At 61.1% G+C, this 11,021-nt stretch carries 12 protein-coding genes; 9 read left to right on the top strand and 3 right to left on the bottom strand.

Features of this window, described 5'->3' with window-relative positions; translation table 11 throughout:
* Positions 1-272 (bottom strand): ArsR/SmtB family transcription factor (locus tag NW809_RS07270; RefSeq protein WP_414401826.1); only part of this gene is annotated, 272 nt, incomplete at its 3' end.
* A gap of 108 nt (positions 273-380) precedes the next feature.
* Here NW809_RS07270 and NW809_RS07265 point away from each other — a divergent pair.
* The 4 genes from NW809_RS07265 (at position 381) to NW809_RS07250 (ending at position 4,065) form a co-directional block, all read left to right on the top strand.
* A complete protein-coding gene (locus NW809_RS07265; RefSeq protein WP_414401825.1) occupies positions 381-1,097 on the top strand; it encodes an MBL fold metallo-hydrolase in 717 nt (238 codons plus the stop codon).
* A 97-nt stretch (positions 1,098-1,194) separates the two neighbouring features.
* On the top strand, positions 1,195-1,662 hold the full coding sequence (locus tag NW809_RS07260) for a DUF29 domain-containing protein (protein WP_414401824.1): 468 nt from the start codon (positions 1,195-1,197) through the stop codon (positions 1,660-1,662).
* 34 nt (positions 1,663-1,696) lie between these two features.
* Positions 1,697-2,278: a rhodanese-like domain-containing protein gene (locus tag NW809_RS07255; RefSeq protein ID WP_414401823.1), complete on the top strand. Its 582-nt coding sequence runs from the start codon at positions 1,697-1,699 to the stop codon at positions 2,276-2,278.
* Positions 2,275-4,065, top strand: coding sequence for a SulP family inorganic anion transporter (locus tag NW809_RS07250; RefSeq protein ID WP_414401822.1), 1,791 nt, complete (start codon positions 2,275-2,277; stop codon positions 4,063-4,065). Before NW809_RS07255 ends, NW809_RS07250 begins: the two co-directional genes overlap by 4 nt.
* Here NW809_RS07250 and NW809_RS07245 read toward each other — a convergent pair.
* Positions 4,040-5,296: a coenzyme F420-0:L-glutamate ligase gene (locus tag NW809_RS07245; RefSeq protein ID WP_240527862.1), complete on the bottom strand. Its 1,257-nt coding sequence runs from the start codon at positions 5,294-5,296 to the stop codon at positions 4,040-4,042. The genes NW809_RS07250 and NW809_RS07245 overlap by 26 nt on opposite strands.
* A 209-nt stretch (positions 5,297-5,505) precedes the next feature.
* Between NW809_RS07245 and trxA the strand changes: the two genes are divergently transcribed.
* Together trxA and lipB are read left to right on the top strand one after the other, a co-directional pair.
* Positions 5,506-5,838 (top strand): thioredoxin, encoded by a 333-nt coding sequence (gene trxA, locus NW809_RS07240; protein WP_011430556.1) that lies wholly within the window; start codon positions 5,506-5,508, stop codon positions 5,836-5,838.
* Positions 5,839-5,851: 13 nt separating this feature from the next.
* A complete protein-coding gene (gene lipB, locus NW809_RS07235; protein ID WP_099834870.1) occupies positions 5,852-6,622 on the top strand; it encodes a lipoyl(octanoyl) transferase LipB in 771 nt (256 codons plus the stop codon).
* A 34-nt stretch (positions 6,623-6,656) separates the two neighbouring features.
* Here the strand turns inward: lipB and NW809_RS07230 are convergent, their stop codons facing one another.
* A complete protein-coding gene (locus tag NW809_RS07230; protein WP_414401821.1) occupies positions 6,657-7,106 on the bottom strand; it encodes a tetratricopeptide repeat protein in 450 nt (149 codons plus the stop codon).
* Between the two features lie 490 nt (positions 7,107-7,596).
* Here NW809_RS07230 and purB point away from each other — a divergent pair, with 490 nt between their 5' ends.
* From purB to NW809_RS07215, 3 genes are all read left to right on the top strand, one after another.
* Positions 7,597-8,892, top strand: a complete 1,296-nt coding sequence (gene purB / locus NW809_RS07225; RefSeq protein WP_414401820.1) for an adenylosuccinate lyase — start codon at positions 7,597-7,599, stop codon at positions 8,890-8,892.
* A 9-nt stretch (positions 8,893-8,901) separates the two neighbouring features.
* Positions 8,902-9,882, top strand: a complete 981-nt coding sequence (locus NW809_RS07220) for an aspartate carbamoyltransferase catalytic subunit (RefSeq protein WP_414401819.1) — start codon at positions 8,902-8,904, stop codon at positions 9,880-9,882.
* 512 nt (positions 9,883-10,394) lie between these two features.
* Positions 10,395-11,021 (top strand): phosphate ABC transporter substrate-binding protein PstS (locus NW809_RS07215; RefSeq protein WP_414401818.1); only part of this gene is annotated, 627 nt, incomplete at its 3' end.

The following is an 11,021-nucleotide window of genomic DNA, read 5'->3' as shown; positions in this document are numbered from 1 at the left end:
TGGTAGTAGACACTCACGCCCTTGGGCTCGCGGCTGACGATCCCTGCCTGCGCCAGGATCTTGAGATGTTTGGAAACGTTGGCCTGGCCCATGCCAGTGGCCTCTAGGATTTGGGTGACGTTCTTGGGCCCCGAGCGCAACTGACACAGGATCTGCAGGCGGCTGGGCTCCGCCAAAACCTTGAAGTACTCCGCCACGCTGGTCAGCACCTCTGGCGTCAGGGTCAACTGGCGCTCGTCTTTGCCGCCTTTCGCGAGCTCGTCCCCATCCATAGACCGTCTTGAGGGCTGTGCTGGCTTGATTTTAACACTAAATGGTTATATAGTGTTTCCAGAGGCCCAAATTGCGTTCAGGTCTTTGCCAACAGACAGAAGGGTAACATGCTATTTCGCCAACTGTTCGACGCCGAGACAAGCACTTACACCTACTTAGTTGCAGACCCAAACACCCGCGAGGCGGCGCTGGTGGATCCCGTTTTGGAGCAGGTGGAGCGGGACTTGAAGTTAATTCGAGAGCTGGGTCTGACCTTGAAGTACTGCTTGGAAACCCACGTCCACGCCGATCACATCACCGGCACTGGCAAGCTGCGCGAGCTGACCGGCTGCCAAGGGGTGGTGCCGGTTCAGGCCAAGGCGCAATGTGCGGATCGCTTTATCGGCCATGGGGAAACGCTGCAGGTGGGATCCATTGTCATCGAGGCCATCGCCACCCTGGGCCACACCGACAGCCACATGAGCTACCGCGTCCATGGGGATCGCATTCTCACCGGAGACTCCTTGCTCATTCGCGGCTGTGGGCGCACGGATTTCCAAAGTGGAGATCCCGGCCTGATGTACGACCACGTTACGCAGCACCTGTTTACCCTGCCAGACGAGACGCTGGTCTATCCCGGCCACGACTACCGTGGGCACACCGTCTCCACCATTGGCGAAGAGAAGCGCTGGAACCCCCGCTTTGTGGATCTACAGACGGGCAAGCTGCGTTCGCGGGAGAGCTTCATCGCCTTGATGAATAGCCTCAACCTGCCTCAGCCCAAGAAGATCCAGGAAGCCCTGCCCGCCAACGAGCAGTGCGGCCAAGTGGCAGCCGCGGTTTAGTGGGGCAAACCCTCTTGGGTGGGAGAGCCTGGCTGTAAAGCCTGCGGGGCTAGCTAGACTTCTCTGAGCTGGCGGGTCAGAAGGGGGAGGGTCGAGAGTGGATCCAGAAAGTCTCTATGAGAAGGATTTCTATGCTTGGACTCAGCAACAAGCTCAATTTCTGCGGGAGCGGGCTTGGGAGAAGCTAGACCTGCCCCATTTGATTGAGGAGATGGAATCGTTGGGCAGGCAACAGCGGCAAGAGCTGCGCAACCGGCTAGGGGTTTTGGTGGGGCACCTCCTGAAATGGGAGTATCAGCCGCAGGCTAGATCGGTAAGCTGGCTTCTTACCCTACAGGTGCAGCGACAGGAAGTTCTGGATCTATTGGAAGAAAACCCCAGCTTGAGGCCCTATTTGCCGGAGGCCATCTCCAAGTCTTACTTGAGGGCGCTGCAGCTGGCCCTGGAAGAGACAAAGCTGCCCAGAAAGACTTTTCCCAAGACCTGTCCTTATTCTCCCGAGCAAATCCTGGATAGCCAGTTTTATCCTGGCAAGCCCAGCAGGCTGCTTGAGGAGGAGGGCTAGTCAGAATACCACGTTCTACCCAAGGAGGAAACCAATGACCGCAGCCCAACAGAGTCCTACGCCTTCCGCTCAGCAGGAACGGGATCCCCGTCTTAAGGAGATCGACGCCCTGACCTTGAAGCAGTGGCTAGATCAGTGGCGGGTGCACCTGATCGACGTGCGGGAGCCGGCAGAATACCACGACGAGCGGATCCCGGGGGCGATCAACATGCCTCTGTCTAGCTTTGATCCGGCCAAGGTGCCCGCCTCGACGCCGGAAAAACCGGTGGTGTTGCAGTGCCGCATGGGCAGCCGCTCCATCCGCGCCGGCTGTCAGTTGCTGGAGTACGGCTGGCCGGAAGCGATGAGCCTAAAGGGCGGGATCGAAGCCTGGAAGGCCGCCAAGCTGCCCACCACCCGCACCCGCAACGCCCCCATCTCGCTGATGCGGCAGGTTCAAATTGCGGCGGGATCCCTGGTGGTGGCCGGCACCCTGCTGGGAGCTTTTGTCCATCCGGCCTGGCTGCTGCTGAGCGGCTTTGTGGGAGCCGGGCTGGTGTTTGCCGGGATCACCAACACCTGTGGTCTGGCGCTGCTTTTGGCCCGCATGCCCTGGAACCGAGGTCAGACGCTATGAGCAGCGAGATCCCGTCCGCCTCTTCTACAAAGCAGGGGATCTGGGCGCGCTACCTGCCCTTTGCCAAGGATTCCTTGTGGTGGCTTCGCTATTGGCGAGAGGATCTGCCGGGGGATCTGATTGCCGGCCTGGTCACGGCCATTCTCCTTGTGCCCCAGAGCATGGCCTACGCGCTGCTGGCCGGGCTGCCTCCCCAGGCGGGCCTCTACGCCAGCATCCTGCCGGTGATCGCCTACGGCTTTCTGGGATCCAGCCGGGCTTTGTCGGTGGGGCCGGTGGCCATCATCTCCCTGCTGGTGGCCGCGGGCTTGGAGCCGCTGGCGGAGCCGGGCAGCCCGGAGTATGGCCGGCTGGCGCTGGGCTTGGCCCTGGAAGCGGGCTTGATCCAAGTAGGGGTAGGTCTGCTGCGCTTGGGGTTTCTGGCCAATTTCTTGAGCCACTCAGTGGTAACAGCCTTCGGCAGCGCGGCAGCCTTGATCATCGCCTTCAGCCAGCTCCGCCATCTGCTGGGGGTGAAGATCGCCAACACCGAGTCCTTCTGGCTGCTGCTGCAACGGCTTTGGCAGAGCCTGGAGGGGGTAAACTGGGTCACTCTGGGGCTGGGGCTGTTGGCCATCGCCCTCTTGGTGTACGCCCAGCGGAAGCTCCCAGCGCAACTGCGCCGCCTCCCGCCCCTCTGGGTCCTGATCCTCACCAAGGGCGCTCCCTTGGGGGCCGTCTTCCTGACGACGCTGCTGGTGTGGGGGTTGAACCTCTCAGAGAGAGCGGGGGTGGCGGTGGTGGGATCCATTCCGGCTGGCCTGCCCTCCCTGGCCTTCCCTTGGCTGAGCTGGGCAGAGTGGAGAGCTTTGCTGCCCACAGCTTTGGCCATCAGCTTGGTGGGCTTTACGGAAAGCTATGCGGTGGGGCAGTCGCTGGCCAGCCAGCGGCGCCAGAAAGTGGATCCCAACCAGGATCTGGTGGCCCTGGGGGTGGCCAACCTGGCGGCAGCCGTGAGTGGTGGCTACCCGGTAACCGGTGGGATCAGCCGCTCGGTGGTTAACGCTCAGGCCGGGGCCAACAGCGGCCTGGCCTCGGTGGTCACGGGATCCCTGATAGCCCTGGCGGTGAGCTGGCTGATGCCTCTGTTTACCTTCCTGCCCCAGACGACCCTAGCAGCTATTGTGCTGGTGGCAGTGCTGGGACTGGTGGATTTTCACCCCTTGCTGCAGAGCTGGCGCTACGACTGCGGCGATGCCTTGGTTTGGTTGGTTACCTTTGCCAGCGTGCTGGGGATCGGGGTGGAGCCGGGGATTGGGCTGGGGGTGCTGGTTTCCATCCTGCTCTTTCTTTGGCGGGCCAGCCGTCCCCACATCGCCATTGTTGGCCAGGTGCCGGGCACCGAGCACTACCGCAACGTGCTGCGCCATGAGGTGCTTACCGATCCGCGCATCCTGGCAGTGCGGGTGGATGAAAGCCTGTTTTTTGCCAACGCCGCCTACCTGCAGGAGTATCTGCTGCAAGAGGTGGCAGCGCGGCCAGCATTGGAACAGGTGCTGCTGGTGGCCAGCGCCATTAACTTCATCGACGGCAGCGCTTTGGAGGCCCTGGCCCAGTTGGTAGAACGTCTGCAGCAAATGGGGGTGGGCTTTGCCCTGGCCGAGGTGAAGGGGCCGGTGATGGATCGCCTCAAAAGGGCTGGGTTTGTGGAGAAAGTGGGCGCCGAGCGCTTCTTCTTGTCGACCCACCAGGCGATGCAGGTTCTCAAGTCTCAGACGAACTCTATGCCGGCAGCCGCTTCCGGATGAGCACAATCGGCGTTTGCTCTGCCGCATTGCCGGCTGGGTTCTTGCGCAGCGCCTGCTCCACCAGCTCCTCCTCCACGCCAGGGCTGGTTGCCAGAACGCTTACTTCGCCTAGATCGTTGGCATCGACAATGGCCACCTCGTAGCCGGTCTGGGCATGGAGCTCGGCCACCAGCTTGGCCGGATCCCGCGGCCCCAAGACGATGAACTGGTCGTAGGGGGGCAAAGTGCCGGTGACATCGTCGATCAAGGCCGCCTGCTCCCCCGCCAGGGCGTAGAAGGCTCCGCGGATCCCCAGCAATTTGGCCAGGGATCCGACGACAAAAGCCCCCAACACCCGCCAGGCCCCCGAACAGTCGATCAACGTCTGCATCCCATAGCAGCTTGAGAGACTGGTTTTGGAAGGGAAGAAGTAGCAGAGGGTGCGGGCCAGCCAGCCGGGCTGCACCTGCAGGGGATGGCGAAAGTTGCCCTGGACGATGGCCGCCGCGCTTTCCGAGATGGCCACAATATCGCCGGGCTGGATATGGGGGCCTACGTAGTGCCGCAGCACCTCGGCTAGGTCGTCGCTGGGGGTAAGCAGATGGGTGGGAACAGGAGCCCAACTCACCAGCCCCTGCTGCTGCCAGGCCAGCTCCGGCAAGGGCTCCACTTCCTGCAAGGGCAGGATCAGGTGGCTGGTCTTCAGGGTGCGCCGTTGCCGCCCGTACTGGATGTAGTCCAACTCCAGCCAGGCCGAGCGCAAATCTGCCAGCCCTTCCCCCTCTAGCTCGATCTCGACTTCTAAGCCGGTCTGGCTTTGGGGGGAGATGATGTAGGCCTGCCAGTAGTTGTCTGGGCGGGGGGGCAGATCCGGATGGCGGGAGCGCAGGCGGATCCTACTTTGGATCCCTTCGAGGGAGCCGGCGCTGAGCAGATGCAGCCGCGGCTGCACCTGGGCCAAGGTGACCTCAAAAAGGGGGTTGAGGTTGCGGGCCACAAACTCGGCCTGGATAAGCCAGCGATGAGGGCTGAGGCGGCTGAGGCGCCAGCTCTGGGGCTCCACCAGCAGACAGTCGGCGGGGCGCGTCTTCAGCCAGTACAGCAACGTCGCCACACTTAGGAGCAGCCCGGCCACCACCTGGATCCAGGCCGAGGGATCCCAAAGCCAGCGCCCGATCCCCCAGAGGCTCAAGACCATGCCAGCCAATACGCCAGCCACCACACCTCGGCTCACCATCCGAATGGTTGCCATTGGGATCCCACTCCTTAAACCCTGCTCAAGTCTGCCCCTTCCTTCAGGCCTGCACCCTAGACTACAGGTACGCTCCCCAGCCCTAGCCATCCTACCGGGAAACCGCCAGCACCCTGTAGCAGGATCCCTATCTACACCTTCATCTCAAACAGTTAGACTAAAAATAGATTGCACCCTAAGTTTTCTGCCGCATCCTTTGGAGGTTGCCCATGGCCCAAAAACAGCAGTTCAAGAGCTTTGACGACATGATCCAGGGATCCAAAACTCCCATTCTGGTGGACTTTTACGCTACCTGGTGTGGTCCCTGTCAGGTGATGGCTCAGGTGTTGGAGCAGGTGAAGCCGCAGGTGGGGGATGCTATTTCCTTCGTGAAGGTGGATATAGATAAATACCCCAACATTGCTGCCCGCTGGGGGATCTACGCTGTGCCGACTCTCATCCTGTTCAAAGACGGGAAGCCGGTTGACCGCATCGAGGGGCTGTTGCAGCCTCGCGCCCTGGTGGAGCGGTTGCGGGCGCAGATCGGCCTGCCGGTCAGCTAAGGGCAGATAGACCTTGAGGGCGTTTTGGCAGGAGCTTGAGGCGGGGCCGGTTCTCCAAGTTCACCAGGCGGGAGAGGTGCCCTACCGCAGGGCGTGGGCTTGGCAGCAAGTCAGGTTGGCCCAGATGATCCGCGATCCCCAGGTGCCAGATGGGCTTTTGTTGCTCACCCACCCGCCGGTCTACACCCTGGGGGCGGGGGCCGATCCCAAGTTTCTCAAAAGCCTGGCTGGACAGATAGGATCTCCAGACACTCAGCCAGAGTCCCCTGTTACTGAGGGGCCGGAGATCCTGCGGGTGGAGCGGGGCGGCGAAGTGACCTACCACGGGCCGGGCCAGTGGGTGGGTTATGCCCTGCTCAACCTAAAGCGCCATAGGACTGTCTACGGCTCCCACGGCCAGCCGGATCTGCATCGCTACCTGCGCCACCTAGAAGAGGTGCTCATCCAGACTGTGGCCCACTTCGGCCTGCAGGGGGAGCGGATCCCTGGCCTAACAGGGGTTTGGGTGCAAGGCCACAAGGTGGCGGCCATCGGCATCAAGGTCTCCCGCTGGGTTACCTACCACGGCTTTGCCCTCAACGTTTGTCCGGATCTAGCTGCCTTCCAAGCCATCGTGCCCTGTGGGATCCCTGACCGGCCCGTGGGATCCCTGGTGCAGTTTTGTCCGGGGGTGACGATGGCTGCCGTGGCCCCAGTTTTGGTGCAATCTTTTTGTGAAGTTTTCGGGCTGCAGGCCCAGGCCGTTTCCCTGGCCGAGTGGTTGGGAGAACCTCGGTTTGCCTAACTCCGAGATGGTTCTAGATCCAATCCAAGGGCGACTACTCCACCCCCAACTGGCGCAGCAGTTGCTGCAGGATGGTTTGGTCGGCAAAGTTGCCGCTCTTGGAAAAGAGAGCCAAAGCCTGGCGAAAGTCGGCCATGGCAGCCTCTCGATCCCCCAGTTGCAAGTGGGCTACGCCGCGACTGAAGTAGGCTTCCGGGATCCCTGGATCCAACTGGATGGCCCGCTCCGCATCGGCCAGGGCCTTTTGGGGCTGGCGCAACTGGTTGTAAACGTAGCTGCGGTTAACGTAGGCTGGCGCATAGGTGGGATCCAACTGCACCGCCCGATCCAGATCGGCCAAAGCGGCCACCGTATCCCCGCGCAGCAACTTGAGGGATCCCTGCCAGTTGAACTCGGAAGCGGTGTTTGGGGCCGAGGTCTTCTCAGGAGGAGTTGGGGAGGCAGGCAAAGGGATGGCAGGGGCAGAAGCTAAAAATGCCGCCAAGCAACCTATCAGCGCTACCCTTCCCCCTCGACGCTTCATCGTGCCCCGCACCGCTGACCACGCTCTCTTTGGCTCCTAAATCTATCCAGTATAGACTGCCGGCAAGAACGGCGATTGTTGAGCTTTAGCAAAAGAAGAAATGTCAGGGGAGCAAAAGCCGTGCTGGAATCCAAAACGATCCTCAGCTTTTTGGACAAAACGTAGGTTTGCAGACATAGCCGTAGAGCGCCCCCGCGCTTCCCATGTTAACTAGCTTTCCATCACCAATCTCACAGCCATGTCCCTCCCTGGACAACGCCCTGGACTCTTCGGCTGCCCAAGCTCTTTTTCCCGGCTCGGCGCAGCTCCAACGGTCATCTGCCCACTCCCTGCCGCTCCCTCGACACCGCAAGCCAAGCTCGCAGGGATCCCTTATCGGCTTTTCTTCGAGCGGGGGCGCCAAACGCTAAAATAGCTTGGCTTAGCCTATCGTACCGACGGAAAAGACGCCTTGATCGAGCGCTACACTCTGCCGGAAATGGGCCAGATCTGGTCCACTGCCCACAAGCTCCAGACCTGGCTGCAGGTGGAGCTGGCTGTCTGTGAAGCGCAAGCGGAGCTGGGGCGGATCCCGCAAGAAGCCCTGCAGGAGATCAGAGCCAAAGCCGCCTTTGACCCGGCGCGGGTTTTGGCAATCGAGGCGGAAGTCAAGCACGATGTTATTGCCTTCCTAACCAACCTCAACGAGCATGTGGGCGAGGCGGGGCGCTACATCCACCTGGGCTTGACCAGCTCGGATGTGTTGGATACAGCCCTGGCCCTGCAGCTTGTGGCCTCGGTTGAGATCCTGCAAGCTCGCCTGGCCGATCTCATCGCTGCTTTGCGCGAGCAGGCCCGCCGACACCGCCACACCCTGATGATTGGCCGCACCCACGGCGTCCACGCCGAGCCCATCACCTTTGGCTTCAAGCTGGCCGGCTGGCTGGCCGAGTGCCTGCGCCATCAGGAGCGCCTGGCGCGCCTGCGGGAGGTGGTGGCCGTGGGCAAGATCTCCGGCGCCGTGGGCACCTACGCCAATGTGCCTCCCCAGGTGGAGCAGTTGGCCTGCGCCCGCTTGGGGCTCAAGCCGGATACGGTCTCAACCCAGGTGATCTCGCGGGATCGCCACGCCGAGTATGTGCAGACCTTGGCTTTGATTGGCTCTTCTCTGGAGCGCTTTGCCACCGAGATCCGCCACCTGCAGCGGACAGAGGTGCTGGAGGCCGAAGAGTACTTTGCCCCCGGCCAAAAGGGATCCTCCGCCATGCCCCACAAGCGCAACCCCATCAAGTCTGAACAGCTGACAGGGATCGCCCGCCTTCTACGGGGGTATGCCGTCTCGGCCCTGGAAAACATTCCCCTCTGGCACGAGCGGGACATCTCCCACAGCTCGGTGGAGCGGGTGATCCTGCCCGATGCCTCCATCCTCTGCCACTACCTGCTGGTCAACATGGCGGATCTGGTGCGCCACCTGCAGGTTTACCCTGCCAACATGGAGCGCAACCTCACCCTCTACGGCGGTGTCGTCTTCAGCCAGCAGGTGCTTTTGGCGTTGGTCGAAAAAGGCCTCAGTCGCGAGGAAGCCTATCGCCTGGTGCAGGAAAACGCGCACCGTGCCTGGAACCACCCTGAAGGGGACTTCTGCGCCAACTTGCTGGCAGATCCCCGGGTGAGAGCCCACCTGAGCGAAGCCGAGCTGCAGGCCTGCTTTGATCCCCAGCGCCACCTCACCCACCTCGACGAGATCTTTGCCCGCCTGGGCCTTTGAGGATCCCCTATGGTTTGGCAGCGGCAGCACGTTTTGAGCCTGGCGGATTTTACTCCGGAAGAGTACCAGATCGTTTTGCAAACCGCCGCCAGCTTTCAGGAAGTGCTGACCCGGCGGCTGCCCAAAGTGCCCACCCTGCAGGGGAAGGTGGTGGTGACGCTGTTTTTCGAGCCCTCCACCCGCACCCGCAACAGCTTTGAGCTGGCGGCCAAGCGCCTCTCAGCCGATGTGCTCAATTTTTCCCCCGGCACCTCTTCTCTGAGCAAGGGGGAAACCATCCTGGATACCGTTCGCACCTTCTTGGCCATGGGATCCGATTTGCTCATTGTCCGCCACGCCCAGGCGGGGGTGCCGCAGCAGTTGGCCGCCGAGATCGACCGCCGCGGATCCCCAGCGGGGGTGCTGAACGCGGGAGATGGCCTGCACGAGCATCCTACCCAGGGTTTGCTGGATCTATTCACTCTCTGTAGCCACCTAGATCCGCAGCGACCTCGCCCGGAGCTGCTCCAGGGGGTGAAAGTGGCCATCGTCGGCGACATCCTCCACTCGCGGGTAGCCCGCTCTAACCTCTACGCTCTGGTGGCCGCTGGCGCAGACGTCCACCTGGCCGGCCCACCCACCCTGTTGCCCAAAGATTTTGCCCAGTTTGTGCCTGGCCATACTCTGCCGGTGCACTGGCAGTTGGAGCCGGCCCTGGAAGGAGCCCGCTTTGTCATTGCCCTGCGCCTGCAGCAGGAGCGGATGAGCGAATTCCTCCTCCCCAGCCTGCAGGAATACCACCACCTTTTCGGCCTCACCCGGCAGCGGCTGCGCCTGTGCCATCCCGAAGTGAGGGTTTTACACCCCGGCCCGGTCAACCGCGGCGTGGAACTTAGCTCTGAGGTGATGGAGGATCCCGGCTTGAACCTGATTGAGCAGCAGGTCACCCACGGCGTGGCGGTGCGCATGGCCCTGCTGTACCTCATGGGGGGCGGGCGGATCCCGGCCTAGAGTCCCGCTCTCTTTCTGGGTGGGGAACTCTGGGAGCCGTTTCACGTCTAGAGCACTGGGGCCAACCTTCTAGCCAATTCTCTCTGCCAAAACCGGAGAAAATCTCCGGGCATAGCTCTTCCTAACCTGCTAAAGCTATGTACAAACCTCCAAAAGGAGGAAAGCTTTCTTTGCATTAAAACTTACCTAGCCCAGATCTAAGCTGAGACTTGCTCTTCACTTTCTCAGCGACAGCTTCTATTAAAAATTAAGGCCATCTGTTGAGCTGTCGCGTAATCTGAAAGACTTGCCATACAAGCTTTCCATTGGATCCTGAGGTTCAGGATCCTTATTTTGCCGGGATCCAAGCTGCTCGAAGCTTCCAGATGGAAAACCAGGTCTTTGTAACCAGTCAGCACACTCAAAAAATATCGACTTTTTCTCTCGATTTAACCTAAGCTTAACCTTAAAGTACTCTTTTCTTAACCTTGAAGTTATAAGGTTGTAAATGTCGATTGGCAACAGACATTCCTATGCGATCCCTGCTTTCTGCTTCTATCTTCTCCCTCACTGCCTTGGCGGTGGGATCCCTGTCGCTGGCTCCTGCCCAAGCTCAAGTGGTGCAAATCTCCGGTGCGGGCGCGACCTTCCCGGCTCCTCTGCTGCAGCGGTGGTTCGATACCTACAACCGTACCGTGGACTCTAATGTGCAAGTTAGCTACCAGTCCGTCGGTAGCGGTGCCGGCTTGGAGCAAGTGATCAACGGCACCGTGGACTTTGGCGTTTCGGAAGCCCCCTTCTCTGGCGCCCGGCTGGAAAGCTTCCGCTCGAAGTACGGCTATGAGCCCCTGCAGTTGCCTCTGGGGGGTGGCGCCATCGAGTTTGCCTACAACTTGCCCGGCATCGAAGATGGACAGCTCATCCTCAAGCGGGCAACCTACTGCGGCATTGTTACCGGCGAGATCACCCGCTGGGATGACCCGCGCATCAAAGCTGACAACCCCGACATCGCCAACAAGCTGCCGGCCAAGGACATCACCTGGGTGCACCGCTCGGATGGTTCCGGGACAACCTTCGTGTTCACCAACCACCTCAAAGCCGTCTGCCCCAACTGGGCTGCGGGCGCAGGGACTTCCGTTGAGTGGCCGGTCGGCATTGGT

Source organism: Synechococcus sp. WC101, assembly GCF_047461555.1.
Lineage (GTDB): Bacteria > Cyanobacteriota > Cyanobacteriia > Thermostichales > Thermostichaceae > Thermostichus.
Note: the sequence above shows the minus strand (reverse complement) of the source record. Positions and strands in the feature narration are given on the sequence as shown.